This is a genomic window from Sphingomonas daechungensis, from assembly GCF_039543105.1.
GTDB classification, from domain to species: domain Bacteria; phylum Pseudomonadota; class Alphaproteobacteria; order Sphingomonadales; family Sphingomonadaceae; genus Sphingomicrobium; species Sphingomicrobium daechungense.
The window spans coordinates 933594-960197 of sequence record NZ_BAABJC010000001.1; the positions used below are offsets into that span (position 1 = coordinate 933594).

Annotated in this window: 24 protein-coding genes, 1 tRNA gene and 2 pseudogenes; 14 read left to right on the forward strand and 13 right to left on the reverse strand. The window is 63.0% G+C overall.

What is annotated here, in order from left to right:
• Positions 1-6: 6 nt before the first annotated feature.
• From ABD928_RS04875 to ABD928_RS04890, 4 genes are read right to left on the reverse strand one after another with little or no spacing between them, the layout of a single operon-like run.
• Positions 7-381: an EamA family transporter gene (locus tag ABD928_RS04875; RefSeq protein ID WP_187714655.1), complete on the reverse strand. Its 375-nt coding sequence runs from the start codon at positions 379-381 to the stop codon at positions 7-9.
• Complete coding sequence (gene rfbF, locus ABD928_RS04880) at positions 382-1164, reverse strand: glucose-1-phosphate cytidylyltransferase (RefSeq protein WP_187714656.1); 783 nt, start codon at positions 1162-1164, stop codon at positions 382-384. It lies immediately after the preceding gene.
• A 2-nt stretch (positions 1165-1166) separates the two neighbouring features.
• Positions 1167-2249 carry a CDP-glucose 4,6-dehydratase gene (gene rfbG / locus ABD928_RS04885; protein WP_345166649.1) on the reverse strand — a complete coding sequence of 361 codons (1083 nt, stop codon included), beginning with the start codon at positions 2247-2249 and terminating at the stop codon, positions 1167-1169.
• A gap of 19 nt (positions 2250-2268) precedes the next feature.
• Positions 2269-4077: a DUF6798 domain-containing protein gene (locus tag ABD928_RS04890; RefSeq protein WP_345166652.1), complete on the reverse strand. Its 1809-nt coding sequence runs from the start codon at positions 4075-4077 to the stop codon at positions 2269-2271.
• 129 nt (positions 4078-4206) lie between these two features.
• Here ABD928_RS04890 and ABD928_RS04895 point away from each other — a divergent pair, with 129 nt between their 5' ends.
• The 7 genes from ABD928_RS04895 (at position 4207) to ABD928_RS04925 (ending at position 12499) form a co-directional block, all read left to right on the forward strand.
• The gene (locus ABD928_RS04895) at positions 4207-4986 is read left to right on the forward strand and encodes an NAD-dependent epimerase/dehydratase family protein (RefSeq protein WP_187714659.1); all 780 of its coding nucleotides are present in this window, start codon (positions 4207-4209) and stop codon (positions 4984-4986) included.
• A gap of 16 nt (positions 4987-5002) precedes the next feature.
• Positions 5003-6259: a methyltransferase domain-containing protein gene (locus ABD928_RS04900; protein WP_187714660.1), complete on the forward strand. Its 1257-nt coding sequence runs from the start codon at positions 5003-5005 to the stop codon at positions 6257-6259.
• Complete coding sequence (locus ABD928_RS04905) at positions 6256-7314, forward strand: glycosyltransferase family 2 protein (protein ID WP_345166658.1); 1059 nt, start codon at positions 6256-6258, stop codon at positions 7312-7314. Before ABD928_RS04900 ends, ABD928_RS04905 begins: the two co-directional genes overlap by 4 nt.
• 115 nt (positions 7315-7429) lie before the next feature.
• A complete protein-coding gene (locus tag ABD928_RS04910; RefSeq protein ID WP_345166660.1) occupies positions 7430-8944 on the forward strand; it encodes a glycoside hydrolase in 1515 nt (504 codons plus the stop codon).
• Positions 8945-9022: 78 nt separating this feature from the next.
• Entirely contained in the window at positions 9023-10219 is a 1197-nt protein-coding gene (locus tag ABD928_RS04915; RefSeq protein WP_345166663.1) for a Rieske 2Fe-2S domain-containing protein, read from the forward strand.
• Between the two features lie 7 nt (positions 10220-10226).
• Entirely contained in the window at positions 10227-11735 is a 1509-nt protein-coding gene (locus tag ABD928_RS04920) for a glycosyltransferase family 39 protein (RefSeq protein ID WP_345166666.1), read from the forward strand.
• A gap of 8 nt (positions 11736-11743) precedes the next feature.
• On the forward strand, positions 11744-12499 hold the full coding sequence (locus ABD928_RS04925; protein ID WP_345166669.1) for a thioesterase domain-containing protein: 756 nt from the start codon (positions 11744-11746) through the stop codon (positions 12497-12499).
• On the opposite strand, the gene ABD928_RS04930 is transcribed toward ABD928_RS04925, so the two are convergent.
• From ABD928_RS04930 to ABD928_RS04945, 4 genes are all read right to left on the reverse strand, one after another.
• Positions 12483-14105 carry a YncE family protein gene (locus ABD928_RS04930; protein WP_187714669.1) on the reverse strand — a complete coding sequence of 541 codons (1623 nt, stop codon included), beginning with the start codon at positions 14103-14105 and terminating at the stop codon, positions 12483-12485. The genes ABD928_RS04925 and ABD928_RS04930 overlap by 17 nt on opposite strands.
• A gap of 122 nt (positions 14106-14227) precedes the next feature.
• Complete coding sequence (locus ABD928_RS04935) at positions 14228-15730, reverse strand: polysaccharide pyruvyl transferase family protein (protein WP_187714670.1); 1503 nt, start codon at positions 15728-15730, stop codon at positions 14228-14230.
• Positions 15731-15738: 8 nt separating this feature from the next.
• Positions 15739-16779 carry a Gfo/Idh/MocA family protein gene (locus tag ABD928_RS04940; protein ID WP_345166674.1) on the reverse strand — a complete coding sequence of 347 codons (1041 nt, stop codon included), beginning with the start codon at positions 16777-16779 and terminating at the stop codon, positions 15739-15741.
• Between the two features lie 56 nt (positions 16780-16835).
• A complete protein-coding gene (locus ABD928_RS04945) occupies positions 16836-17765 on the reverse strand; it encodes a glycosyltransferase family 2 protein (RefSeq protein WP_187714672.1) in 930 nt (309 codons plus the stop codon).
• Between the two features lie 155 nt (positions 17766-17920).
• Here ABD928_RS04945 and ABD928_RS04950 point away from each other — a divergent pair, with 155 nt between their 5' ends.
• Together ABD928_RS04950 and ABD928_RS04955 are read left to right on the forward strand one after the other, a co-directional pair.
• Positions 17921-18850 (forward strand): glycosyltransferase, encoded by a 930-nt coding sequence (locus ABD928_RS04950; protein WP_345166676.1) that lies wholly within the window; start codon positions 17921-17923, stop codon positions 18848-18850.
• Positions 18851-18852: 2 nt separating this feature from the next.
• On the forward strand, positions 18853-20049 hold the full coding sequence (locus ABD928_RS04955; protein WP_345166677.1) for a glycosyltransferase family 4 protein: 1197 nt from the start codon (positions 18853-18855) through the stop codon (positions 20047-20049).
• A gap of 2 nt (positions 20050-20051) precedes the next feature.
• Here ABD928_RS04955 and ABD928_RS04960 read toward each other — a convergent pair whose 3' ends face one another.
• From ABD928_RS04960 to ABD928_RS04970, 3 genes are all read right to left on the reverse strand, one after another.
• The gene (locus tag ABD928_RS04960; RefSeq protein ID WP_187714676.1) at positions 20052-21101 is read right to left on the reverse strand and encodes a glycosyltransferase family 2 protein; all 1050 of its coding nucleotides are present in this window, start codon (positions 21099-21101) and stop codon (positions 20052-20054) included.
• Positions 21102-21106: 5 nt separating this feature from the next.
• Positions 21107-22627, reverse strand: coding sequence for an NAD(P)/FAD-dependent oxidoreductase (locus tag ABD928_RS04965; protein ID WP_187714677.1), 1521 nt, complete (start codon positions 22625-22627; stop codon positions 21107-21109).
• A 270-nt stretch (positions 22628-22897) separates the two neighbouring features.
• Positions 22898-22987, reverse strand: a tRNA-Ser gene (locus tag ABD928_RS04970).
• A gap of 167 nt (positions 22988-23154) precedes the next feature.
• Between ABD928_RS04970 and hspQ the strand changes: the two genes are divergently transcribed.
• Together hspQ and rplU are read left to right on the forward strand one after the other, a co-directional pair.
• Entirely contained in the window at positions 23155-23478 is a 324-nt protein-coding gene (hspQ, locus tag ABD928_RS04975; RefSeq protein ID WP_345170149.1) for a heat shock protein HspQ, read from the forward strand.
• 107 nt (positions 23479-23585) lie between these two features.
• Positions 23586-24086 carry a 50S ribosomal protein L21 gene (gene rplU / locus ABD928_RS04980; protein WP_345166682.1) on the forward strand — a complete coding sequence of 167 codons (501 nt, stop codon included), beginning with the start codon at positions 23586-23588 and terminating at the stop codon, positions 24084-24086.
• A gap of 13 nt (positions 24087-24099) precedes the next feature.
• On the opposite strand, the pseudogene ABD928_RS15375 reads toward rplU, so the two are convergent.
• Positions 24100-24144: pseudogene (locus ABD928_RS15375) on the reverse strand (hypothetical protein); the annotation flags it as partial.
• Between ABD928_RS15375 and rpmA the strand changes: the two are divergent.
• Together rpmA and ABD928_RS04990 are read left to right on the forward strand one after the other, a co-directional pair.
• Positions 24133-24393, forward strand: a pseudogene (rpmA, locus tag ABD928_RS04985) (50S ribosomal protein L27); the annotation flags it as partial. The pseudogenes ABD928_RS15375 and rpmA sit on opposite strands and share 12 nt — an antisense overlap.
• Before the next feature lie 157 nt (positions 24394-24550).
• Positions 24551-25099 (forward strand): GNAT family N-acetyltransferase, encoded by a 549-nt coding sequence (locus tag ABD928_RS04990; RefSeq protein ID WP_187714680.1) that lies wholly within the window; start codon positions 24551-24553, stop codon positions 25097-25099.
• Here the strand turns inward: ABD928_RS04990 and ABD928_RS04995 are convergent.
• Positions 25096-25974 carry a metal-dependent hydrolase gene (locus ABD928_RS04995; protein WP_187714681.1) on the reverse strand — a complete coding sequence of 293 codons (879 nt, stop codon included), beginning with the start codon at positions 25972-25974 and terminating at the stop codon, positions 25096-25098. The two genes, ABD928_RS04990 and ABD928_RS04995, sit on opposite strands and share 4 nt — an antisense overlap.
• A gap of 27 nt (positions 25975-26001) precedes the next feature.
• Here ABD928_RS04995 and ABD928_RS05000 point away from each other — a divergent pair, with 27 nt between their 5' ends.
• Complete coding sequence (locus tag ABD928_RS05000; protein WP_187714682.1) at positions 26002-26589, forward strand: TetR family transcriptional regulator; 588 nt, start codon at positions 26002-26004, stop codon at positions 26587-26589.
• Positions 26590-26604: the final 15 nt, after the last annotated feature.

Sequence of the window (26604 nt, forward strand, 5' to 3'; positions counted from 1 at the left end):
GACGGATCAGGCGCTTTTGGCCACGAGCACGCATCCGACGAGGATGAGCAAAGTCCCGGCAAGCTTCAACGGGGTGATCGCTTCCTTCAGAAAAACGGCAGCGAAGACCATCGTCAGGACGAAGCCGAGGCTGACAAAGGGATATGCGGTCGACAGGTCCGCCTCCGAAAGCACCCACAACCAAAGGGCGACGGAGCTAACGTAGATGAACACAGCGGCCCATAAGGCGGGCGAAACGGCAGCGGCGCCGAGCGCGCTCACGGCCCCTGCCGCGATCGCATTCTTGAGATGCGCACGCTCGACCGCGATCTTCAATGCCATTTGGCCCACAGCCGACATGGCGACCGCGCTGACAATCAAGACGTAAACCTTCGGCTGCATCTACCAGCTTTTCCACGGCGGGGCGGGTTCGCTCCACATCGCTTCCAGCTCGTGGCGGTCGCGCAACGTATCCATCGGCTTCCAGAACCCGCGGTGGCGGAAGGCCATCAACTGCCCGTGCTGCGCCAGCTTCTCGAGTGGATCGCGCTCCCAGATCTCGTCGTCGCTGTCCGACAGATAATCGCGCACTTTCGGCGACAGCACGAAGAAGCCGCCGTTGATGAGCGCCCCGTCGCCCTGCGGCTTTTCGACGAAGGCCTCGACTTGATCGCCGTCGTCCTCGCCGAACTTGAGCGCGCCGAAGCGGCCCGGCGGCGTGACGGCCGTGACGGTGGCGAGTTTCCCATGCTGCTTGTGAAAATCGATCAGGGCCCGGATGTCGACGTCGGCAACGCCGTCACCGTAAGTCAGGCAGAATGCCTCGTCGTCCTCGACGAACGGAAGCACCTTGCGCAGCCGCGCACCGGTCATCGCCTTGTCCCCCGTATCGATCAGCGTGACGCACCAATCCTCGCAGGCCTTGCGATGGATCTTGGCCTCGCCGGTGCGCATGTCGAACGTCACGTCCGAGTTCCGCAGCGCGTAGTTCTGGAAGTATTCCTTGATGAGTTCACCGCGATAGCCAAGGCAGATGATGAAGTCCGTGACGCCGTGGCTCTCGTAGATCTTCATCACGTGCCAAAGGATCGGCTTGTCGCCGATCTCGACCATCGGCTTCGGCTTGAGGTGCGTTTCCTCGGACAATCGCGTGCCGAGGCCGCCTGCCAGGATGATCGCCTTCATCCTCAATCTCCCCCCTCGATGTCGCCGATCGCGATGCGATAATTCCGAAGCTGGTCCAGCGTAATTGCGCGGCCCGCATCCGGATCGGCGTAGTAGGCCGCATACCACCCGGCAGTCCGGGCGATCACCTCTTCCGTGTTCCACGGCGGCGCAAAGCCGAGCTCACGTCGCGCCTTTCCGACGTCGAGCGCCAGCAAATTGGCTTCCTTGAGCGGCGACGAACCGAAATCGATGGCCGGCGCCTTCGAATGGCGCGACAGCATATCGACCAATTGCCTGACCGTGACAGCTTCAGGATCAGCTGGCCCGATGTTCCAGCTTTCGTTCCGGGCGGCGTCCGATGTCAGCAAATGTGCCGCGATCGCCAAGTAGCCGTGGCAGGCGGACAGCACATGCTGCCAGGGGCGGATCGAATCCGGATTGCGGATCGACAGGGTCGTTCCGTCGGTCGCTGCGCGGTAGAAGTCGGGGACGATGCGGTCTTCCGACCAGTCGCCTCCGCCGATGATGTTGCCGCCTCGCGCCGTTGCGATACGCATGCCGTTGCCCAGATCGGCCAGCGTTTCCTGATAGGAGCGAGTGATGATTTCCGCGCAGGCCTTGGACGCGCTGTACGGGTCCTTGCCACCGAGACGGTCAGCTTCCGAATAAGGCTCGGGCCGCTCCACGTTCTCGTAGACCTTGTCCGTAGTGACGCAGACGAACGCCTTCACCGAGCCGCACCCGCGCGACGCCTCCAGTACGTTGGCCGTGCCCATGGCGTTCGAGGAGAATGTCTCCAGCGGGTCGCGGTAGGAGCGGCGAACCAGTGGCTGGGCCGCGAGATGCATCACAAGCTCGGGCTGCGCTGCCTCAAGCGCTTCGCGCAAGCTGGGATAGTCGCGAATGTCGCCGATGATGCTTCGAGTGTAGGTCGCTCCTTCGCCTAGAATCCCAAAGAGGTTGGGATCCGTCTCGGGCTCCAAAGAGTAACCTGTTACCTCGCAGCCGATTGCGGACAGCCACGCGCCCAGCCACGAGCCGGTGAAGCCCGTGTGGCCGGTCAGGAAGATTCTCCTGTTCGCCAGCGCTGCCGAAACGGTCATGCTGCCAGCCCTGCGCCCATCAATGCGGGGTTTCCAGACTGACAGCCTTGTATGTTCCGTTTTCGTACAAGGGTTTGCCAGGCCACGGCGTCTCCCGGTCGAGCACGGCGAAACGCGCACGATACTCGGCCGAAAGTTGCGCCGCTTTCTCCCGGGTCATCGCCCGATAGTTCGCGTCCATGGCGTGCTGCGCGACGAAACCGCCACCGGGGACATCTCCGTAGACGTCGCGGATCCGCCGGCGCCATTCGCGCATGGCGAGTTCCTGCAGCGGGATGCTGGTGAAATCCACGACGACGGGCCGCTCCGCGATAAGACGGAAAGTCTCGAACTCCGGGGGGGTGATCCATACGGCTCCGGCCGGCGTATTGACCTTGGCCCATCGGGCGATGTCGGCGTCGTCGGTCTTCAGGTCCGACCATTGATAGGTTGGGTTGAAGATGCCGCGATGGCTGATCTGCAGCGACCGATTGACCCAGCCGAAGGCGATCAGAGCGATGGCTGCGGAGATGGCCAGTCCCGCCGCGACCGGAAGCACGAGCGGGGACATGTAGAGCAATCCGATACTCATTCCGGCAAGCGCTGCACGGACGACCTCCTCGCGCGATCCGATGTGCATGGTTTCGTAGAAAGCGAACAGCGCCAGGAGCACCGTGAGGACGATCTCGGTCCGCTTGCCGACGCTCCAACGCTCGGCCGCCAGGGCAAGAGTGGTCGCAGCAAGCATGACGTAAGGCTGGGCTTCGCCCGTCGAGAGGAGAACGAGGAAAGGCGCCGCCACGAGCAGCGGGCGGCCGGTCCCGAGCCAGCGGCTTGCTACCGCTCCAAACAGGAGGAAGCCTGCCCACTTCACGACCATCAGCATGCGGAAGACCTGAGCCGAGGCGGCCAGGCGATTGTGCATGCTGTCCACCAGGATCAGGCTCGCCGCACACATAACTATGACGATGCCTGTCGCGAACAGCAGACGATTGCGCAACGCGACTTGGCCGGCTTCCCGAAGCTGATAGGCGAGGATCGCGATCGCCGCGAGAAATGCGGCGACCTGGCGATAGTGCGACAACGGAAACGTCGTCCCGAGGTAATGGTGCGGGGACCGGAATGCCGGGACGATCGAGAAGAATTCTTCGGACGACAGCCGCACGTTTTCGCTCGAGAGGTCGGGAAGCACCCAGGCAACGAAGAACAGGGCCGCAAACAGCAGGCCGGACGGGATGTATGCGAGCAGCTCGCGAACGCCCTTTCGCTCCACCAGGTCGGAGAGGGCGCAAGACCCATAAGCGACCAGCGCAATCTCCGGCCCGATCAGCGGGTGGCTCAACGAGGCGACAAAGAATGCGCCGGCCGCCAGGTAGCGCCTCCCTTCCGCCAGCCAGATGAATCCCGCGAAGCTCAGCGGAATGGCGATGCTCGCAGGCTGGAAGCTCTCGAAGCGAAGATAGCCGGCAAGGCCGAGCGCAAAACTGCTGTTGGCGATCGCCAAGGCAGCCGCGATCGCCGAGCCGGTTGGGCTTCCCTCCAGCCGCTTTCTCACCGCCTGGAAAGTGACCAGCCCCAGTCCGAAATTAACGGCACAGGTCAGCAGGAAGATCACCACCGCCAGCGGTGCGATGTGCGTCAGAAAGCTAACGAACCAGGAATAATAGAAGCGCGGGCCGAAGCGGACGGCGCTGTCGGTGTAGAAGTCGCCGACGATGAAGTTCGGGTCGCGGAGCCGCTCGATGATCGGAAACTGCTCGACCTGGTTCCCCATGCCGAACTGATATCCAAGCACCGGGATCGCGGTGAGGATGACGAGAAACGCAATATCCCGATTGCTCAGGTTCAACCTTGTCGACATCCCCGGTTTCTTCTCAGCTGAAATCGTGAGAGGATTTCCCCGCTGACAGGCTACGGGGGTCTCCAGGTTGTGACAAGTTGCGATCCTGCAACGATATTCCTGACAGGATCGCATGGCTTGGTCGGCAGTTCCATTCAGCGGAAACTGAGAGGAGACGATCGCTTCCGGGTCGTGCCAGTCGAGCGCGGAACCACCCTGCCCGTCACTGATGGTCCATCATTCCTGATCCATGCGGCGTGGCCTCACAATGACGATGAGGCATGGTCGCAATTTCTTGACTGGACCCTAGAGCTTCATCGAAGCGCCGCCGCTTGCAATGCTTGGTTCGTCGCCCTCGGAAGCGGGATCGAAGCCTGTGCCGAGCACCCCGGACTGAAGGATCCGTACTTGGGATACGCCCGGCGCAAGCTGGATTTGAGGTCCGCTCTGGAAGGGCAAGGCCCGCTCAGTTGGGTCCGGCTGCATTTCATGTTCGGACCCGGTGAGCAGCCGTCGCGCCTGCTGCCCGCCGCCGTTCGGGCTGCCCTTGCAAACGAGGAGTTCGTCTGCGGATCGCTCGACCGCCGCCGCCGGTGGCTGCATCTTGAGGACCAAGCCGACTTTCTCGCCAGATTTCTGGTCGATCCGCAGCCGGGCCAGTGGGACATCGCGGGCCGCAGCGATGTTTCGTTTCGGGACTTGCTCGACCTGGTGGGGCGCGCGGTGGGACGAAAGCTGCAACTGAGGGAAAGCGATGCGCCCGCGCCGGATTCGGCATTGGCGTTCGTCGTTCCGGAGCGGATGGCGCCGGTCGTCCCGGCCGATGCCGGCGACCCGGCAAACCTGACGCGAAGGCTGGAAGAGTATGTTGCGCAGCTTCGCGCGACATCGACAGAGGTTGAACCGGGGTTAGGCTGAGGTTGGTATGTCGGTCGTGAGCCAGATCCAGGCCTGCAGGCTATGCGGCAGTGCGGTGTCCGGCACGGCCTTGTCGCTTGGCGACCAGCCGATCTCCAACCGTCTCCCGCTTCAGGGTGACGGAGATGGCACGGCTCCCGTCTACCCGCTCAACATTGTCGTCTGCACCTCCTGCGGCCTGCCGCAACTGGAGCATAATCTGGCGGCGGAAGAGCATTTTCACGACGATTACACCTATGTTTCAGGCGCCTCGTCGACCTGGGTCGAGCATTGCCGCGACTATGCCGGACAGCTTGTTCGCGACTTCGGGCTTGGGCCGGGTGACCTGGTGGTCGAGGCCGGCTCCAACGACGGCACGCTCTTGCGATTTTTCGCCGAGGCGGGCGTGCGCGTGCTCGGCGTGGAGCCTTCCGGAAACGTGGCGGAGATTGCCCGGGCGAGCGGCATTCCGACCCTGACGGCCTTCTTCAACGAGGAGACTGCACGCAACATCGTGGAGAGCCAAGGCCGTCCAAAGCTGTTCATCGGCAACAACGTCCTCGCGCACGTTCCCGACACCGACGGCTTCCTTCAGGCCGCCCGCGACCTGATCACGCACGACGGCGCGCTCTGCTTCGAGTTCCCGCACTTCACGCGAATTCTGACACACCGCTATTTCGACACCATCTACCACGAGCATTATTGTTATCTCGGCGTTGGCCCCTTGTCGGCATGGGCGAAGACGCATGGCATGGTCGTGGCAGACGTCCAGCCGCAGTCGACCCATGGCGGCTCGCTGCGCCTGTTCCTGGAAAAGCAGGGACGCCCGGTCGGAGAGGCCGCGCAGGGTCGGATCGATCGGTATCTGGCCGAGGAAAGTGAACTGGCCGGTGCGGCGCCATGGCAGCAACTTGAGCATTGGCTCGGCGACTGGCGATCCCGATTCCGTGGCACGGTCTCGGAGCTGAGAAGCGCCGGAAAGACCGTCGCCGCTTACGCCGCCGCATCCAAGGCGACGGTGCTCAGCAATTACCTCGGCCTGACCGCAAACGATGTCGAATGGTGCTGCGATGCCAGCCCGCTAAAGCAGGGCCGGCTCATCCCCGGAGCGAACATTCCGATCGTCGTGCCTGCGACGCTTCGCGACGATCCGCCCGACGCGATCATCGCATTTGCCTGGAACATCTTCGACGAGATCGCCGACGTCGTCGCAGCAAACGTCGTGCAGGAAACCTTGCTCATTCGTCCGCTTCCGGAAATCGAGACCCGTACCGTGGGAGGCGGAGCGCAATGAAGAAGCGTATCTCGGTCATCTCGCCGGTCTACAATGAAGGCGAGGGCCTTCGGACTTACTATGACGAGATGAGCAAGGCGCTTCGTTCGGCGAAGTTCTCGAAATACGACGCTGAAGTCTTGCTGGTCGACAATGCCTCGACCGACGACACGCAGACGTATCTCGAGGAAATCGCGGCCAAGGACAGCCGATTCAAGGTCATCTTCAACGCCCGCAACGTCGGCGTCTTCCTGTCCTCGTTCAATGCGCTCGAATATGCGGAAGGTGACGCCGTCTTCCTCCTCGTACCTTCCGATCTCCAGGACCCGCTGGAGCTGATGGACCAGATGATCGAGAAGTGGGAGGACGGCTATGTGCTCGTCGCCGGCCGCCGCCTGCAGCGTGACGAGAGCGGTTGGCTGAGAAGCCTTCGCAACGCCTTCTACCGCATGATGGAGCGTGTCGCCGACCAACGATGGGAACCCGGCGTCGGCGAATACCAGCTCGCCGACCGGCGCGTAGTCGACGAGCTGCTGAGCATCCCGGACGCCGCGCCCTATGTGCGCGGCATGCTTGCGGAGCTTGGCTACAAGCCCTTCATCATCGACTATGTCTGGCAACGGCGGACGTGGGGCAAGTCGAGCTTCAGCCTGCCGAAACTTTTCCGCACCGCCTACGACATGATCTTCTCCTTCTCGCGATTGCCGCTGAAGCTGATCATGATCATGGGCTTCATCATCGCGAGCGCCAGCTTCCTGTTCGGCCTGTTCCAGATCGTGCTGATGATCCTCGCCGGAAGCGTCGCCGGCCGAGGCATCATGACCATCATCGTCTCTTTGTTCTTCTTCTCGGGGATCAATGCGGTGTTTCTGGGCATCATCGGTGAGTACATCGGGCGCATCTACCACCAGGCGAGATACGGACGTCGGGTGGCCGTTCGCCGCTTGCTGAACTTCGCCGATGAGGGCCCCTCGATGCGGCAGGTCGAAAGCGATACCGGACTGAAGGTCGCGCCGAAGCCCGCGCCGCGGCGCAGGACGGCCGCCGGAGGCTCGCGCAAGACCAAGCCCGCCTGATTCCGAGCCGATCATCCAGTTTTGGAACACAAAGGCCGTTTCCGGGCGCACTTCACTCTATGGCCTTGATTGGCGGTCGTTTATCTTTTCGTCCAAAGAAAGGAGGAGCCCGGCCATGATGGCCTTGAGACGAATTGCGGCAACCGCCGGCCTCCTCGCGGCCGTCAGCCTCGGCAGCTGCTCGGCCTCCGCGCGCGATCCTGTCGAGATCACGGTCGATCCCGCGGTCACCCACCAGGTCATGAATGGCTGGGAAACGACTACCCGCCTTTGGGAGTACAACAAGGCCGAGGACCGATTCGACGGTTCGTGGGTGCCCATATCCGGGCAGATCTACGACAAGCTGGTCAATGAGCTGGGTATCAACCGCGTTCGGATCGAACTGAAGAGCGGTGCCGAGAACCCGGTGGACTATTGGTCGCAGTTCGAGGCCGGCAAGATCGGCTACAAAGCGTTCCGGCGGCATTACTACGAGAAGATCAACGACGACGCCGATCCCAACCAGCTCAATCCCGCGGGGGTCCAGTTTTCCCACCTCGACTACCAGATCGAGAAAATGGTCCTGCCGATCAAGCAGAGGGTCGAGGCCAATGGCGAAAAGCTTTTCATCAACCTCAACTATGTCGACTTTGGCCAGACCGAGCTCAAAGGCGACATCTCGCACGCTCGGCAGCCTGCGGAATATGCCGAGCTGATCGATGCCGCCTTCGTGCACCTGAAGGACAAGTACGGCATCGTTCCCGATTCTCTCGAAGTCATCCTCGAGCCCGACAATTCCGACCATTGGCGAGGCCGCCAGATCGGCGAAGCGATCGTTGCGACGCACGCGCGGCTGAAGGCGGACGGCTTCGATCCGCAGTTCATCGCTCCGTCGACGGCTTCGGCCGGACGAGCGCCCGCTTTCTTCGACGAGATGATGGCGGTGCCCGGCGTTGCGCCGCTGATTTCGACATTGTCTTATCACCGATATGACTCGCCCAAGCCGGCGGTCATCAAGGGAATTGCCGAGAGCGCACGCTCGATCGGCCTGTCCAACAGCCTAATCGACCGCGTTTCCCCCGTCCCGGGGATCGCCGAGCGTGCGAAGGAGAATCACATCTCCACCGCAATGCTTGAGCATCTCAGCGGCGATGCCGCGGAATTGTTCGAGGATCTGACCGTCGGACAGGTCTCGGCATGGCAGCAGTACGACATCGCTCGGAAGGACATTCCAGGGGAGCCTGATGAGGGCGGTGACTATTATGTCGTCGCCTACGCCAACCCGAATGCGCCTGTCATCCGAATGGCGGATCGCACCCGCGGCCTGGCACAATATTTCCGGTACGTTCGCATCGGAGCCACAAGGGTCGACGCCCGGTCGAACGATGGCGACGTGAAGCCGGTCGCGTTCAAGAACAGGGACGGCGGCTTCGTGGTAGTCGTCAACGCGGATCGCGCCAGGAACCTGATCGTCGGCGGGCTACCACCGGGCCGCTACCTGGCAAGCTACACCACAGCGAAGGAAACGGGGCGCGAGCTGCCCCCGATTGTTTCGAACGGCACGATCAAGCTTTCGATACCGGCGGCCGGGATCCTGACTGTCCGCAGTCAGTCCAATGCCGCGCCGAACAGGAGCGCTGCCGGTGCATAGCGTTTTGCGATCACGCATTGCCCGCGGGGCGGAGCGCCGTATAACTTTTATTTACCAGGACCTTAGGACGTCAGATCGATGAGCTGGTTATCCGAAATTCTCGACCCTGCGAGCGAACAGAACCTCAAGGATCGCGTGCTCGCCGGAGAAGTCGTCGTCGTTCGCGGCGGCCTTCAGAAGGCCGGGCTGCTGGAGCCGATCCTGGACTTGAGCTTCGAGGCCGTGAGCGACGTGCTCGGCCCCGAGACAGCGGCGGCAGTGAAGGAAAAGGGGTTCGAGCGGATTCACGAAGTTGTGGCCGCGCACGACATTCCTCGCCTCACCGACGAACTCTACGATCGGGTGAACGCTCGCGCGCCCAAGGACCTCGCAGCGCTCATTCCAGCGACGTTCAATGGCGAAGACCGCTATTATTACGAGACGTCGCCGAACGTCCGTTTTCACGTCCCGTTCGACACCACCCAGAATGACCGGGCGGCCTTCAACGATTTCCGGCAGAAGCATGGCGAGGGAAAGCTTACTGCGCACGGGCCGCACCGCGACTCCTGGCTCGACTGTCCCGACAACGGCATCAACATCTGGATCGCCATCGGCCGGGTACAGCGCGGCAATGGGCTGACCGTTTATCGCAACGAATATGATGGCCATCAGCGCTACACCGGCATGGGCAACATCGCCCGCGACGAGAAACTGAGCGAGCCCTTTACCTTCGATCTCGAGCCCGGCGACTTCGTCCTCTTCCACACCGACCAACTTCACGGATCGGCGTTGAACTACACCGACGAAACGCGGTTCGTGATCAGTTACCGGATGACGTTCGACCGGCCGCATTTCCCGAACGGTCACTATCACAGCTATTCCTACAGCGGCCTCGCTGGCGGGCCGCTCAGTGCCGCTGCGCGGCTGCCGGCGCTGCTGCAGCCCAGCTATTTGCGATCCTTCGGCGAGCGCGTCGTGGAAAAGCTGCGCCCGAGCAAAGCCAAGCGGATCGAGCTGACCCCTGCAGCCAAGGACCTCAGCGGCATGCGGGTCGGAGAGATCCGTCCGACCGATGCCAAGACCTGCGTCGCACGCATTGGCGAGGACGAGTTCGTATCGTTCGATCGCCGCTGTCCGCACCAGGGGGCCGACCTCGCCATGGGATATGTTGCGGATGGCCGCATCGTCTGCCCTTGGCACAACCTTCCGTTCGATCCGGAGACGGGGCAGTCGCCCTGCCAATCGCTCCGGTCGCTGAATGTCAGGGTCGCCGACAGCCCTCCTGCCAGCGCGTGAACGACGCATGACGGGGGGAGCCAAGAAGCTTGAGCGATGGGAAGCCGGCAGCGTCGCCGCGCTCCTCCTGCTTGCGCTTGTCCTAAGGGTCGTCGGGCTGAACGCCAGCCTGTGGTACGACGAGGTCTCGACCCTCATCCACTTCATCCGCCTGCCGTGGGGCGAGCTGGTCACCGACTTCTCGTCGCTGAACAACCACATGTTCTACAGCCTGCAGGCCAAGGCCTCGGTTGAGCTGTTCGGCGAAAGCGCCTCGGCGCTGCGGCTGCCGGCGCTCATCATGGGCATGGCCAGCCTCGTTCTGATCTGGTGGCTGGCGCGCAAGGAAGTCGGTCGCGCCCCAGCGCTGGTAACCTTGCTCCTGCTGACTTTGTCATACCACCACGTCTGGTTCACCCAGAACGCGCGCGGCTACACTGGCTTGCTGACCTGGACCACGGCGGCGACGATCCTGCTGATGGCCGGGCTGCGCAGGCCGACATGGCGGGGGTGGACCGGCTACGGACTGTGCCTTGCCGCGGGCATGTATACGCATCTGTCGGCGGGATTCTTCTTCGTCGCACACGGCGTCGTGTTCGCCGTGCTTGCGGCGCTCGCCCTCCTTCAAAGGCAAGGAAAGCTAGCTCGCAACTATCCGGGCGCTTCCAGCATCCGCTCCTATTACGGCTTTGCCCTCGGCGGCTTGCTGACCTTGCTGGTGCACCTTCCGATGCTCGAGCAGATCCAGAGCTCGGTGGGAAAGGTTTCCTCGGGATCGAGCGTCTCGGCAATGGCCGAATGGAACAACCCGCTTAGAACGCTTCAGGAGTTCGCCGGGAGCCTCGATGCGCTCGGGCCCCTTGCACCCTATGCGCTCATCGGCGGACTCCTGGTCCTGATCCTTGGAGCGGTGCTGGTCACGCGTCGCAGTCCGCTACTCGCTGCGATCTATCTGACCCAGATCCCGCTTTCGTTGGCGCTGCTGGTCGCGCTCTCGTTCCGAATCTGGCCACGCTATTTCTTCGTCGACATCGGATTCATCTTCCTCTGCGCGTCGATGGGCGCATTGGCGATCGTCCGATGGGCCGAGGGCATGGTTCGGCGGACACCGTTGCGGGCATTAGCGCCGGCGGCCCTTCCCGCGGCGATCGCCCTCATGGTCGGTGCCTCCTCGATTCTGCTCATCCGCAACTACGAGCACCCGAAGCAGGACCTGGAAGGAGCCGTCCGGCTGGTCGTGAAGCTGCGCCAGCCGCAAGACGCCGCAACTTCGGTCGGGCTGGCGATCGAGCCAGTGCACGGATTCTTCGCGCCTGACTGGCCAGTCACCAGGAGCACTGCCGACCTCGACAGGCTTCTGGAAGGCGGGCGGACGGTCTGGCTGATTACCGCGTTCGAAAGCCACACCCGGACGACCCAGGCGGCGATCATGCGGGAGGTCGACACACGGTTCGACAAGATCGCGATCCTGCAAGGCACGCTCGGCGGCGGAAACGTCCAGGTCTATCGCTCGCGGCCGACCGCCCCCGCTAAATGACGCGCGCATTGCCGCGAGTATTTCTGCTGCCCGGGATCGGAGGTGACGAGGCCGGCCTGGCGAACCTTCGCTCCGAGCTGGCCGATAGTGCGGACTTCGTGCTCGTCGATCATCCGGACATAGACCGGCCCAGCGCCGAGATCCGCGACTTCGCCGGCATTGTCGCTCGAGCAGTGGCGCGAATTCACGACGTCGAGCCGACCGGAAAGGTCAACATCGCCGGCTATTCGTTCGGCGCGCAGGTCGCCTTCGCCGCAGCCTGCGAATTCCAGGAACAGGGGCGAGAAGTCGGTCTCCTTGCTCTGTTCGACAGCCGGGCGCTCAGCCTTTCCGTGGCCGGCCGGCGGGTATCCAACAGCGACGAGGCGAGCGGCCCCGTTCGCACCATTGCCGACGTAGCCAGCCGCCTCTTGATTGCCGGTGGGCTTGCCGAACCGTTACGCCGGGCCATCCCGGCGGTCGGCAGCGTATTCGGAAAGCCCGCCTCTCTCGGACTGCGCAGGCTCCTACTCCAGAACCTGCGCGGCCGGTCTCTGGCTGGACATCGTACCGGTCATTTCGACGGGACCATCGTCCTGTTCCGCGCGGGTGAGCAACACATCGCCGGGCTTCCGCACGACCTTGGATGGAGCGCTCATTGCGCCGAGGTACGGGGCGTAGAATTGCGCGGCGGACACAACAGCCTGTTCCGGACGGAGAACCTCGCTGAGAACGCCGCCCTGATCCGGTCGGCGATCGCACGCCCACTCAGCGCAGGTAGTTGACCCGGTAGACGCCATAGCGGGAGGCGACGTAGGCAACGCCCTCATCGCTCACGACAAGCACATCGCGGAGCCACGGGCCGAGCCGATAGCGGCGGAGCGAGTGGCCGGTCTTGAGATCGACGACGTCGAGCTCGTCGGTGACAAAGCTTGCGACCAGCAGGAGGTCGCGGTCGGCATCGATGCCGAGACCACGCGCACCGAACACGGTCTTGATCGGCGGTTTCGACGTCAGGGTCGCGGCATCCAGCCGCCAGATCTGCCCGGTCTCCGGAACCGTCGCGAGAACCTCGTTACGCGCCGCATCGAACGCCATGCGATCGCTTCGCCCGAAGCGCGCGGAGGTCGCCAGCAGTTTGCCGGTTCGCATATCCCAGGCACGAACGCCGGCGTCCATCGCGAAATGATTGGTGAAGAGGACCGGTCGGTTGGGGTCCGCGATCAGGTATCCGACCTCGGCGTTGATCTGCTGAACAACCTTCATCTTGCCAAGTTCGACGATCCGGACCGTCGGGCCGCCGCCCATGCCGCCCTCGTCTTCAGACGCGACCGCCATGAGATTGAATTTTGGCTGCGAGGCGAGGAAAATCTCGCCGTACGGCATCTTGTCCAGGCGCAAGCTGCTGCGGACCTTGAGGCTGTCAGGGTCGATCACGAGCAAGTCGTCGGTCGCACTGTTCGCGACCGTCACGAATGCGCGCGTGTCGGCCATTTCACAGAACTCATTGCCGTTGTTGGAAATGGAAATGTCCACGGCCGGCGCCTCGCCGCGACGCAGGACTTTCGGCGATTCCTGGGAGTCTCCGCAAAGGAAGACATCGCCCGTGACTGGGTTACGCGCCAGGTCTGACACATCGTATTTGGAGAAGACCTGGTATTCGGGGCCAAAGACGATCGTCGCGGCAGGCGACATGAACATGGTCTGCCCAAGCTGCATCAGCTTCGGGAACGGCGCCATCAGTGCGAAAGCGCCTGCCGCCAGCAACGCTCCAGGCAAGATTCGAAGCCAGATCGGTGACGGCTTCGCCGTGCTCTTACTGCGGTCTATCCAGGCAAAATATCCGCGAGGAAGGACGACCTCGATTCCGATGAGCACCCAGAACCCGAGGTTCACGAGCCTTCCGAAGGGGCGATCCGCCAGTAACGAATGCCAAGTCTCCCGGGCAATGGCATTCGCCGCCACCAACGTGCCGGCGAGGACGCCGCCAGCGATCGAAGCATTGGGTCCGCGCCCGAGGAACCAGAGGGCAAATGCAACGAAGGCAGTGCAAAATCCGGTGAAGATGACGGTCCGAACGCGGTGCCGTGCATACTTGAAGGCTGTGATGCCGACTGCGACGAATAACGCGAAGGTCAGTACGCCGAGGATCAATCGAACGCTCATCGTCGAATAGAGGTGGACGACGGTGAAGACGAACTCGAGCCCGCTGAAGTGCTGGATGAGATCGACGATTCTCTGACGGAAGATGAAGGCGGCAAGGACCAGTGCCGACGGCGCGAGGACGCGTCCGATCAGGAAGAATCGGGAAAGCCGGGCACCCTCCCGGGTCTCGGCCGAAGCGAGGTCCGCGGACTGCTCGGGTAGGGCTATCGTGAATCGTCCCGCCATGGCCCTTCCCGTTTCCGGATTCGAACGCGGGGACGACGATACACTCGGCAGGCTGGGCCGAACGTCCTCGTCAGCTTCTTGCTTAGGTTATTAACAGGGGCAAGAACGTTGTGGGCACTGTCTCAAAACGAACCGGTCGTACGGCCCACCAGCCGCTCCACAAGCCACTCAGGCGTGAATCGTCCCACGGTGCTCGCATCTTCCGGACGGCCGAGATCCGTCAACAACTCGCTGACTTTGCCGCCCGCGCCGGAGAAATAGTCGAGGCCAATCAGCGGCAAATCCTGAGTCACCGCGAAGATCGAGGCGTGGAATCGCATTGCCATGGCGGCGTCCAGGCGCCGCAAGAGGTGAACCACGCCATCGAGGCCGGCGTCGGCTTCCCACACCCGCAGGTCGACCGCCCCCTTGACCGCTCGCCGCAACTCATAAGCCGCAGACAAGTCCGACATGCCGAGCTGGATCGCGTTCATCGGGAAGAAGACATACGTCACCGGCCGCCTGCTTGCCCGGGCGAAGGCGATCAGGCCCTCGGCGAGCTTCGCCATGAAAACACGATCGACCGTGTCTCGCGAGAGGTCGGACAAGTCGCGCCACTGATCCAGTGTAGGCCGCAAGTTGATGCCAATCTTGAGACTGTCATCCGCTCCAGCGAGGAGGGCCCCAACCGCTTCTGCATCTGCGGTGGAAAGCCGGTCCAGTGCGTCCCGTGCTTCGAGATAATCGAATGCCGGGTCCCGGTCGATCTCGGCGGCGAGGCCCTCCATCAACGGATGTCGCGCTGACGCAGACGTTCGTACGGAGATTCGCGAAGCACTTTCGAGGATGCGCCTACCCGCCCATCGGGTCGGCGCATTGCCGAAATAAGCCAATCCGATCCGTTCGACCAAGAATGGCAGACCTCGCCGATGGGCCGAAGACACGGCGGCGAGGTGACGGGCCAGGATCCGTGGTGAGCCATAAAGCGGGCCACCGCCCAGAACCAATCCGTCGGTCTCCGCCAACGCCCGCCGCACTTCGCTGGCCCGATAAGGAGCGACGTCAATCTCAACCGGTGTGGACAAGCCCTCTGCAAGCTTGCGTGTATGCGCGGGCCGACCGCTCATGACGGTCGCTCGGGTGACGCCATAGCGAGTGTGGAGGCCGAGCAACGTGCCTCCGAGGATGGCGGCATCCCCGATATGATCGCCGCCATAAGCGCCGATGATGACCACGGAGTTCAACCGGTCAGGAGCTTTCGGTGGGGCTCCTTTGGGAAGGACGAGGCCCACCATCGCGGAAAGCGCCTCCAGCCCAGCTGCGGTCCACTCTTCGGCGAAGCGCTTCAGCCGCTCGCCAGTCGTTATGGGAAGGCGGTAACGCACATAATCGTCGAAGAAGACACGCTCTGGCCCGGCCAGTTCGGAAGAAGGAACGAAGCGAACGTCGATCCCGGACTCGGCGGCCAGACGGTGAACGGCTTCGATCGCATAGACGCTGTTCGGCCCGACCGCGACGCGCCAGGTGACCGGCTCCAGGCTCTGCCTGGCATGATCCAGCGCATCGGCGAGCGCGCAGGCTTCACCGGACATCGCCCGATGACCCTGGGCGGCCGTCCCTTCGTCGATGTCGATGGCGCGAGTCACTGCCGTCGCTATGGCAGCGGCGCCAGTTTCACTTGGCTGCCTGTCCGGCTGCTGTCGTAAACGGCATGGGCAATCTGCACCGCGCGCATTCCGTCCGCGCCCATTGCGATGCGACCGGAACCTTGCTGACCCGCGGCGGCAGCGGCGAAATCGTCGAACTCCTCGACGAAGGCCTGGATGACCGTGCTCTGCCAACCCCGGATTTTCTCACGGATGATCGATTCCGGATAAAATTTCCGCTCGACCGACTTGGAGCCGCCTGGCTTGTCCATGCGGATGACGGTGGCGAACATCGGCGCGTAATAAGCCTTGGCCATGCCGCGATCGCCGTATGCTTCGATGTGGAAGCGATAGCCTTTCCACTCGTCCCAGCTGGCTTCGATCGAGGCGGCCACGCCATCTTCGCTCTTGAGTAGAGCCATGGCTTCGTCCTCGACATCCAGGCCCCAGACCCGGTGCAGGGCTTGCCCGAACACTTCGGTCGGATCGCCTACGATGTAGCGCACGAGGTCGACGATGTGGGTGCCGTTGTCCATCAACGCGCCGCCACCCATCACGGCATGGTCGTACATCCATGGCGCCTTGAACTCGCCAAGCCCGCCGTGGCCGGCATAGGCGCGGACATGGCTGAGACGGCCGATGTCGCCGGACATGACCGCGTCGCGGACAACCTTCAGCGCCGGGAAATAGCGCTGGTTGTAGCCGACAGTCAGAAGGGTCCCGGCCGCCTTCGCCGCCTTGATCATTCGCTCGCAAGCGTCGGGGGTTGCCGCCATCGGCTTTTCAACGAGCGCATGCTTGCCAGCCTTGGCGGCAGCAACGGCGAGCGCTTCGTGGAACTGCGGCGGGGTCGAAATGAGCACCGCCTCGACGTCGGGGGACTCGATCAGTGCTTCGACCGTCGGATGGAAGGTCGCGGATGACGCAAGGCTGCGGGCACGCGCCTCGTCCAGGTCATGCACAGCTGTCAGCGAACAGCTCTTCGAGCGCTCCAGCGCGGATGCGCGGATCGCGCCGATTGCGCCTGCGCCGATCAGTCCGAACTTCATGTTTCCCCCGAAATCTGAAAGTGGAAGTTGATGGCACCGGCTGCCCGGCGCCGATCCTACTCGATGCGTGCCAAGGCGTCGCCTGGCCCGAAGATCGCTCCGTAGCTTTCGCCGATCGCCCAGATGATGATGAAGGTCGAAAGCGATGGGAGCGCGCGAATGAATTCGCGTTGCAGTCCCTTCTTCGCAATCGCGCGGGTCATCCGGTAGAAGAGGATCGGCGGGAGCGCGAGCGACGCGACCCCGGCGGCGAGGCGCTTGGCCATGCCCGCATTCTGGAACCGCAGGCCGGCATAATAGCGCGAGTAGATGAAGCGCTGCGCCATGAAGAGGCGCCACGAGAACTTCTTCTTGTGGAACATGGCGAGCTGGTTGCTCGAATAGAACGTAGGGCCGTCGGCAACGAGGCCGGGATGCAGTGTCGTTTCCCAGAAACCGCTGCGCAGCCGCTCACGATCGGCCTCTTCCAGCACGGAGCGGCGGTAGGCGACGTTCATGCCCGGCAAGGCGTCGGTCATGCCTTCGACAACCGGCGGCGAAAAGAAACTGTATTCGCAAATGAAGGTCGCCCAATCGAGGCCACGGTCGCAAACGCCGTTGACCACGCTTCCACCGACCGCGACGAGATCGTCGTCTCCCTTGGCGAAGGCCTCGCGGACTCTTCCGGCCCAGCCGGGGCTCGGAACGCAATGATCCTCGGTGACGGCAACGATCGAACCCGAAGTCTGGTCGAAGGCCTGCAGCCGCATTTCCGGCAGCGTCATGTCGGACGGACAAGGTACCAGGCGGACGTGCGGATGCTCTTTGCGGATGCGGTCGCTGATCCCGTCCTGCAGCCGGTCCGCGATGACAATCTCGACCGGCGCTCCACTCTCCTTCTCGTCGAGCGCGGCGATGGTTTCGAGGACGCGATCGCCGTCCTCGGTGCTGACCCGGCCGAGAACGACCGACAAGGTCCAATCGTCTGAAACTGCTGCCTTATTCATCCGGATTTCCAAGAAGCGACCTGTTTCAAGGCTGATAGCCGTCCGTCGCGCTGCCTTTCAATGGCAACGACCAATGTGTCTCGCTCTGATGCAGCCGCGGATCATCCCGTCACGGCCGATTGACGCTCCTCACGCAGGCAAACTACGTCCCTGCAATGAGCGCTTCCCCTCAGCTGTCGGTGATCGTTGGATTTTCCAGCGATACGATCGCCCCGGTCGCGCGCGCCGGCTATCTGGCGGAATGCCTCGGGGCCCTTGCGGAGCAGGCCGATCCTCCAACGATGGAGATTATCGTCGCGCACCACGAGCCGATCGAGGGGCTCGATGCGGTCAAGGCGCGCTTTTCGGACGTTCGTTTCCTTTCGACGCCAGACGTCGTGAAACGCGTCGGTGGACGCGAGCACCATGACGTCCCGCGAGGTCGCGCGATCGCGGCCGCGACCGGTGAACTGATCGGCTTGCTCGAAGATCACGAACTCCCCGACCCCCGGTGGGCTGCAAGCGTGGTCGAGGCGCACCGCCGACCCGACGCCGGAATTGGCGGAGCCATCGAGAACGGCGTGGACAGAGCGCTCAACTGGGCCGTCTATTTCTGCGACTTCGGCCGCTATCAGAACCCGGTGCCGGCCGGTGCATCCGCGTTCGCTTCGGACGCCAACGTGACCTACAAGCGCGCCGACCTCGACCTCGTCCGCGAAAGCTGGAAGGGCGCCTATCGCGAGGTTCCGGTCAACGACGCCTTGCGGGCGCTCGGCAAGACGATCTCCCTCGATCCGACCATGGTCGTTTATCAGAACCGGCACGCCCTGACCTTCGGCGAGGCGCTGCGTGAGCGATATTCCTGGGGCCGCTCGTACGGCGCCACCCGCGTAACCTGGCTGACGACGCCCAAGCGGCTCGCGTACACGGCGCTCGCCCCAGTATTGCCGGCACTCTTGCTGCTCAGAATGGGGCGCAGAGCATGGCAGCGGAAACGTCATTTCGGCAATTTCCTCCGGGCCGTCCCCTTCATCGTCCCCTTGCTGATGGCATGGAGCTTCGGAGAGATGGCGGGCTATCTCGCGCCGCAGCGGGTGAACGGGTGAGAATGGCCGACGCACCGCTTCACATTTGCGTCGACGCGACGAGCTGGGTGAACGACCGCGGCTTCGGGCGCTTCACGCGCGAAATCCTGAAGGCGCTGCTCTCCAGGGACACTGGGTTTCAGTACACCCTTTTGTTCGACCAGCTTCCGGAGGAGGACTTGCCGGAGAGCGCCAAAGTTCTCACCGCGCGCACGGACCTGGGTCTGAACCAGTCCGCGGTCGGCAGCTCGGCACGATCGCCCGGCTATTTCCTGAAGATGGCGCGGCTGGCGAAGTCCGTCCCGTACGACGTCTTCTTCTTCCCGACGCTCTATTCCTATTTTCCACTGCTGCAGAGGAAGCCAACGGTCGTCTGCTATCACGACGCGACGGCCGAGCGCTTTCCGCAACTGCTGTTTCCGACCAAGACCAACCACTGGCTGTGGCAGGCGAAAACGGCCCTTGCCCGACTGCAGACGACCCGAGCCATGACGGTTTCCGAGACATCCGCACGGGACCTCGAGACGATTCATCGCTTCCCGAAAGAGCGCATCGACGTCGTCACGGAAGCCGCAGACGACGCCTTCCGGATCATCGACGATCCTGCGCTGCGTGGCAGTGAGCGGACGCTTCACGGGATCCCGGCTGACGCGAGGGTGCTCGTGCACGTCGGCGGCATGAACGCCCACAAGAACATCCTCGGACTTCTGAAAGCCCTGCCGAAGATCATTGCGGCCGAGCCGAGGACGCATTTGGCGCTGGTTGGCGATACGTCGGGCAAGGGCTTCTGGGACAATGTCGGTGAGCTCAAAGCCTTTATCGCGGCAACACCGCCGCTTTCCGCCCACGTCCACTTCACCGGCTACATCAGCGATCCCGATCTGGCGAAACTGCTGAATGCCGCCGACGCTTTGGTCTTCCCGTCCCTTTGGGAAGGGTTCGGCTTGCCGGCGGTCGAGGCGATGTCGTGCGGCATTCCGGTCTTGGCAAGCAGCCGGGGTGGAAGCCTGCCGGAGGTGGTGGGTGATGGGGGGTTGTTGTTCGAGCCCGAAGATCCCGACGCGATTGCTGCCTGCGTCATCGGATTCCTCCATGACGACAAGCTGCGGGCGCAGTTGACCAGGAATGCAATCGAGCGGGCGAAGCTGTTCAGCTGGTCGCGCGGCGCGGAGCTTGCCGAGGATTCATTCCGGCGCTGCTACTCAGACGCGCAGCGCTAGCCTTACAACTTGGAAGCGGACGTACCGCTCGGACTCGACGCACCGACGCTGGAGCCCAACCCTCGCGCCAGCCTTGCCAGCCGAAGCTCAGCCATCGTGAAAACGTAGGTCAGCGGAGAATAGCAGTGGTAGCACCAGTGCATCAGCACCGCGACGGCGAACTGGCCGAAGGATAGCCGCCGGAAGAGGAATGAGAAGAATTCCCGGTTCGCAAACAGATAAGCGAGACCCGTCGCCAACCCGAGAAGCGCGATCACCGGCTTGAAGAGCCCGGCGAAGAGCAGCACCGGCGTAATCAGCGCGAGCATCGCCTTGACCTGTTCGGCACGCGTGAGATTGAGGTCGCGGCCAGCTTCCGGCCGCTCATTCAGCATGACCGTCCAGGGTCGCGCACGGCGCATGACGTCGGTATGCCAAACGCGCCACAGGCTCCAATCCTTGCAATGCTTACCGAGCGCGGCCGGGACGAGCCGGATTCGATTGCCACCGGCGATCACCCGCATCCCGAGTTCAACATCCTCGACGCTCGGGTAGCGGAAGCGCTCGGCGTCATAGCCGCCAAACTGCAGAAACACGTCGCGGCGCATCAGGCCGATGCCGGACCAGAAGGTCGTTGCGTCACGGTTGCCGCGCTGATGGATGAAGTGGTGCCGGAGGTTCGCGTAGAGGCTGGTCGCACGGAGCGATCTCGGCGTGTCGTCGTAGGATCCGAACGCGCCGACCGCCCCATTGGCCTGCATGTCCTCGATCAGTCGCCTCAGGCAGTCCGGAGCAACGACGACATCCGCGTCGACGAACCACAGCAGCTCGGAAGTCGCGGCGGCGGCCGCGGCATTTCGCGCCAGTGCCGGCCCCTTCGGACTTCCATTATTCTTGAGGATGGTGACTCCAGCATCGCGAGCGATCTGCTCGGTCCCGTCTGTTGCCCCGTCGATGTAGACCAGCACTTCCGCTGGCTCGACGGTCATGCCCTTCAGCGCCTGGAGGCAGTCGCCCAGCGTCGCTTCCGCATTATGGGCGGGAACGATGACGGAGACGGACGGAACGCCCACGGCACTCAGGCCGCGGCGAACTGGGCAGGCCGGTTGCTTTCCGCCGGCGCCGCTTCGGCGGCCTTGTCCCGGTCCGAAGCGATCTCGAATTCCTCGTGATACGAGCGCTCGACGTTGACGGCCCAAAGGTCGTTCTTAGCACCGTAGATATTGTCGACCGCCAGCATTGCCGTCAGCATCGAGTGATCCTGGTTGTTATAGCGATGCATGCCGTTGCGGCCGACCACCTGCAAATTGTCGAAATTGCCGAGCCAGTCGCGGATGATGGCCAAAGCGTCCTGATAGTCGCCGTCGTAAACCGGATAGGCCTTCGGCTGGCGGATCACCGTGCCGTCGACGACGTCGCTGGCCTTGGCGAGACCGAGATGCTCGAGCTCCGCGGCGGCCTGCTTGATCAGGACGGCGTTGTCGGTTTTCCACATCGTGTCCGTGTCGTTGACGAAATACTCCATGCCGATGCTCGACCGGTTCGGCTCCGGGATCATTTCTTCCGACCAGGACCGGAAATTCTGGATGCGGCCGACCTCGACCTCCGGACTGTGGACGTAAATCCAGTTGTCGGGGAACAGGTCCTCGCCCTTGAGGATCAGGGTAACGATGAGAAAGTCGCGATAGCGCAGCGTGCGCGCAGCGACCTGCACTTCGGCCGGCGCCGGCGGATCCATCGCCAGGATGAGTTCGGAAATCGGCATCGACGAAATGAACTGGTCGGCCTCGAGGCGATACGGTTTCGCGCCCTCCTCGTTGGGAGTCACTTCCATGGCCGTGACGTGGTGATCGTCGCGATAGATTCGCGTCGCCCGCGAATTCATCCGGACTTCGCCGCCCTTCTCCTCGACACGGTCGCGGAACGTCTCCCACATCATGCCCGGCCCGAGGCGCGGGTAGTCGAAGGCGCCGATCAGGCTGGCGGTGTCGTTCGATCCGCTAATCGCGTTCCACACCGCCTTGCGCAGCGAGAGATTCTGGATGCGCTGGGCGGCCCAGTCTGCACGGATCGACGTGCAGGGAATGCCCCAAACCTTCTCCGTGTAAGCCTTGAAGAAGTGCCAGAAGAGGCGGCCGCCAAAGCGATTGGTAACCCACTGCTCGAAATTCTCTTCCTCGACGTGCGGGCGAACTTTCCACTTCAGGTAGCTCAGCATGATCCGCGCGGATTCGTAAATGCCCATGTTGTTGAGGGCGTTGAACATTTTCAGCGGGTAGGCGAAATATTTGCCGCGGTAATAAATGCGGCTCATTCGCGGGCGACGCAGGAAGTCGTTCGGTAGGACTTCCTTCCACAATTTCTCGACCGGCTTCACCTTGGTGAAGAAGCGGTGTCCGCCAATGTCGAACCGATAGCCCTTGTAGACCTCGGTGCGGGCGATGCCTCCGACTTGCGAAGATTCTTCGAGCACGATGGGGTGGCTGGAGCCATGCTTTTGCAGACAATAGGCCGCGGTGAGGCCGGCTGGGCCGCCGCCAATAATGGCCACGGACTGAGCTTCCGGCTGAAGTCGCAGACGATTGTCGTAGCTATTCATCTATTCCCCCGGGGCCGGCCGCTCACCGCACATCCGTGATTCCAGCAGGAGTCGTGCAGGCGCTATTTCTACATTAACTTTCGATAGGAAAACGATATTCTACCCGCTCCCGGAGTCAATGGTTTCAGAGACTTGGTGTCCCGAATTGACACGCGTGAAAGGGGGAGCTGCGAGCTCGAAGGCCTCGCAAATGACGAGGCAGTTCAAGGGGTTTTTACCGACATCGCGACGTTGATGGCGACCTGGAGAGCTTCCCGCTCCAGCGGATGATGGCGGAGAGGGTGGGATTCGAACCCACGGTACGGTTGCCCGTACGCCGCATTTCGAGTGCGGTGCTTTCGACCACTCAGCCACCTCTCCGCATTTCATGAAGGCGCTGACCGGACGATGCCGGCTGGGCGGTCGCGCCTCTAGCAAGGCCCATCCCGCTTGCCTAGACGCCTTGTGGAAACTGATGCGATCCCTAGATTGAAGCCATGTCGCACGTCGAACGTTTTCCAGAAGTGAACTCTGCCCTCCCCCCGATCATGCCGAAGGCCCGCTTCGGTATCGGCGACTTGGTGCGCCACCGCCTGTTCGATTTCCGCGGCGTGATCTTCGACGTCGATCCGACCTTCGCCAACACCGAGGAATGGTACGAGGCCATCCCCGAGGACCTGCGCCCGTCGAAGGACCAGCCTTTCTATCACCTGCTCGCCGAGAATGCCGAGCAGAGCTACGTCGCCTACGTCAGTCAGCAGAACCTGATCCACGACGAGAGCGAGGAGCCGATCGACCACCCCGCGATCGAGGCTTATTTCAACGGTTTCAACGAGGGGCGCTACCAGCTCCGTCCGGAGCACCGGCACTAGAATCAAGCCCGATGCGGTTGACAGCCCAAGGTCGCTGCCATAGGCGGCAGCCTTTCGCGCGAGGGCCTGCCCGGACGCGCGTCCAGTTTTATAAGAGAAGTGAGCCAATGTTCGCAGTCGTGCGCACGGGCGGTAAGCAATATCGCGTCACCGCCGGAGACAAGATCGTCGTCGAGAAACTCGCTGGCCAAGCCGGTGACAAGATCGACATCACCGACATCCTCCTCGCCGGGGAAGGCTCGGAGCTGAAGTCCGTCGCCGGTCTGATCGTCGGCGCCGAGATCGTCGCCCAGGCGAAGGGTGACAAGGTCACCGTCTTCAAGAAGCGCCGCCGGCACAATTACCGCCGCAAGGCGGGCCATCGCCAGAACCACACGATCCTGAAGATCGTGTCGATCGGCGGCGAGAAGGCCAAGGCCGCGAAGCCGAAGGCGGAAGCCGCCCCGGCCGAGAAGCCGGCTGCTGCACCTGCGAAGGCGGAAGCCGCTCCGGCTGCCGAAGCTCCGGCCAAGAAGGCCGAGACGAAGGCAAAGACCGACAAGGCGCCGTCGACAAAGGATGCTGCACCTGCTAAGGCCGCAGCCAAGAAGGCCCCTAAGGCCAAGTAATCAACCGTTTAATTTATTCGGGTAGTACTTCCTCATGGCACATAAAAAAGCAGGCGGTTCCAGCCGCAACGGTCGCGACAGTGAGAGCAAGCGCCTCGGCGTGAAGCTTTTCGGCGGCCAAAGCGCGCGCGCCGGCAACATCATCGTTCGTCAACGCGGCACGAAGTGGCACGCGGGCAATAACGTCGGCATGGGCAAGGACCACACGCTCTTCGCGCTTACCGACGGCTGTATTGCATTCCGCGATGGCAAACTCGGTCGCAAGTACGTGCACGTAATGCCGATTGCAGCCGAGGAAATCGCATAGGGGCTGGTCGATAAAGGGCCACCCCAGGAGGGGGCCCCCGGATCGACCGCAAGGTCACAAGGGAGAAGAGGGAAGCCCCCTCTTCTCCCTTTCTTTTTCTTCTCCCGAAACAGTCACGGAGTGCCGCTAGGGCGCGCCGTGTGAAGGAGAAGAAGTGATGTTCGCCAGGACTGAACGGCTGCTTCTGAGGCCCGGCTGGGCCGAGGACGCCCCGGCGCTAGCCGCTGCGATTGCCGACGAGATGATCGTCCGCAATCTCGCGACCGCGCCTTGGCCGTATCGCCTCCGCGATGCGGAAGCGTTCCTCGCGCAGCCGCGCGACCCGGTGCTGCCGTCCTTCCTGATCTTCGAACGGACGGGTGGCGCGCCGAACCTGGTCGGCTCTTGCGGACTTGGAAGGCGCCCGTCCGGCGCCGTTGAACTCGGTTACTGGATTTCCCGAGCATATTGGGGCCGCGGCTACGCCACTGAAGCGGGCTTCGCGCTGATCGACATCGCCAAAGCTTTGGGCTTGCCGCAGCTGGAAGGATCGCATTTCCTCGACAATCCGGCATCCGGCCGGGTTCTCGAAAAACTGGGCTTCAGCCCGCTAGGAATCACAGCCCCACGGATCAGCTGCGCGCGCGGGACCGAGGCGCAGGCACGCCTGCTGCGTCTGGAATTGGTCGCAGATGCCGAGGAGGAGGAGGAAGCGCTAGCCGCTTAGGCCGCGTTGCGGACCTTCTTGAGCGGGGCGGGTGCCGCAATCGCGGCGGCACTCGCCTCGTACGCCCGAAGTAGAGCGCGGTCGTCCTCGTTCCACGGGTGAAAGCCTGGCAGGAAGAACTTGACCCACGCCAGCCCGATCTTGCGGAACATGCCCGGGCGGATCCAGAGGTACCACAGCAGCCTTGCCCAGGCGTTGAACCCAGTCACGCCGTCCTGGCGCATCAGCTCCAGCGCCCCGGCGGTACGGTCGACGACGAAGTTGCGGGTGACAAACAGCATCACCTTCGCCTTCACCTTCCAGCGCTTCGAACGCGGCCAGTTGCGGGTTGCGTGAAGCCAGGTGTCGTAGGCGACGCCCTTGTGCTCGATCTCCTCGCAGGCATGCCAGCGCCAAAGGTCGGCGGCATCCTTGTCGGCGCCTGCCAGATGCTTTGGATCGGCGAGCAGCTCATGCGCGAGAATGGCGGTGAAGTGCTCCAGCGCCATCGTCGCCGCGAGGCTGACGATCGGCGGCTTCGTCTTTGTGACCGCCAGGCGATAATCGATCTGCGCTTCAAGCTTCGAAAGATCGTAACCCGTATCTGCGGCACGGCGATTGAACGCGGCATGCTCGCGGCTGTGAATGGCCTCTTGCGTGGTGAAGCCCTTGATCTCTTCGGCCAGCTTCGGCGGCGCGCCGTCGCGAAATGCGCGAACGCTTTCGACGAAGAACGCTTCTCCGGTTGGGAAAGTGGCCGAGAGCGCGTTGTAAATCGCGGTGGCCTCAACGCTTCCGCCGTGCCACAGGCGCGGATCGAGATCGCCGCGTTCGAACTTGCGGTCGCGCGGGGTGATCGTGAGGTCAGCCGGAGTCGGCAGAGTCGTTGTACTCATGGTCATAAGGTATATTAACTGACAACAGTGTCAATAAGCCGTAAACGCCTCAATTCGGAAGAGAGCCGCTCCGCCGCCTTGGAGGCGGCGCGCCTGTTGCTTCTTGATCAGGGGCCGCAGGCCGTGACGCTGAAGGCAGTTGCCGCGAAGGTCGGGCGGACGCATGCCAATCTGCTCCATCACTTCGGCTCTGCGGCCGGCCTCCAGGCGGAGCTTGCACGAACGATTGCCGACCGCGTGACAGGCAGCATCGCCGAGGCCGTCGCCCGGGCCCGCGCCGGAGAAGCGGAAGCCCGGGAAGTGGTCGACGGCACCTTCGACGCCTTCGACCGCGAGGGCGCCGGTGCGCTTGCGGCCTGGATGATCATCTCGGGAAATCGCGATGCCTTGAACCCGATCCTCGAATCGATTCGGGTCCTGGTCGCGCAACTCAGCGTCGGTCACGAGGATCATCATGTCGGCGAGACCACCCTGTGGCTCGTGCTTGCCGCGCTCGGAGATTCCCTGCTCGGCGCATCGATCGCCGATGCCCTGTCCCTCGACCGCGACACGGCCCGGCAGCTGGCCGCCGACCGCTTGCGCCTGCAGCTCGACTCCGATCACCCTCGGGACTGAGGTGGCTTTCGCACG

Bases quoted from the DNA above. Each gene is read 5' to 3' on its own strand.
- ABD928_RS04875 (WP_187714655.1), bottom strand. From the start codon at position 381: ATGCAGCCGAAGGTTTACGTCTTGATTGTCAGCGCGGTCGCCATGTCG.
- rfbF (WP_187714656.1), bottom strand. From the start codon at position 1,164: ATGAAGGCGATCATCCTGGCAGGCGGCCTCGGCACGCGATTGTCCGAG.
- rfbG (WP_345166649.1), bottom strand. From the start codon at position 2,249: ATGACCGTTTCGGCAGCGCTGGCGAACAGGAGAATCTTCCTGACCGGC.
- ABD928_RS04905 (WP_345166658.1), top strand. From the start codon at position 6,256: ATGAAGAAGCGTATCTCGGTCATCTCGCCGGTCTACAATGAAGGCGAG.
- ABD928_RS04910 (WP_345166660.1), top strand. From the start codon at position 7,430: ATGATGGCCTTGAGACGAATTGCGGCAACCGCCGGCCTCCTCGCGGCC.
- ABD928_RS04915 (WP_345166663.1), top strand. From the start codon at position 9,023: ATGAGCTGGTTATCCGAAATTCTCGACCCTGCGAGCGAACAGAACCTC.
- ABD928_RS04920 (WP_345166666.1), top strand. From the start codon at position 10,227: ATGACGGGGGGAGCCAAGAAGCTTGAGCGATGGGAAGCCGGCAGCGTC.
- ABD928_RS04930 (WP_187714669.1), bottom strand. From the start codon at position 14,105: ATGGCGGGACGATTCACGATAGCCCTACCCGAGCAGTCCGCGGACCTC.
- ABD928_RS04940 (WP_345166674.1), bottom strand. From the start codon at position 16,779: ATGAAGTTCGGACTGATCGGCGCAGGCGCAATCGGCGCGATCCGCGCA.
- ABD928_RS04945 (WP_187714672.1), bottom strand. From the start codon at position 17,765: ATGAATAAGGCAGCAGTTTCAGACGATTGGACCTTGTCGGTCGTTCTC.
- ABD928_RS04950 (WP_345166676.1), top strand. From the start codon at position 17,921: ATGAGCGCTTCCCCTCAGCTGTCGGTGATCGTTGGATTTTCCAGCGAT.
- ABD928_RS04955 (WP_345166677.1), top strand. From the start codon at position 18,853: ATGGCCGACGCACCGCTTCACATTTGCGTCGACGCGACGAGCTGGGTG.
- ABD928_RS04965 (WP_187714677.1), bottom strand. From the start codon at position 22,627: ATGAATAGCTACGACAATCGTCTGCGACTTCAGCCGGAAGCTCAGTCC.
- hspQ (WP_345170149.1), top strand. From the start codon at position 23,155: ATGCCGAAGGCCCGCTTCGGTATCGGCGACTTGGTGCGCCACCGCCTG.
- rplU (WP_345166682.1), top strand. From the start codon at position 23,586: ATGTTCGCAGTCGTGCGCACGGGCGGTAAGCAATATCGCGTCACCGCC.
- ABD928_RS04990 (WP_187714680.1), top strand. From the start codon at position 24,551: ATGTTCGCCAGGACTGAACGGCTGCTTCTGAGGCCCGGCTGGGCCGAG.
- ABD928_RS04995 (WP_187714681.1), bottom strand. From the start codon at position 25,974: ATGAGTACAACGACTCTGCCGACTCCGGCTGACCTCACGATCACCCCG.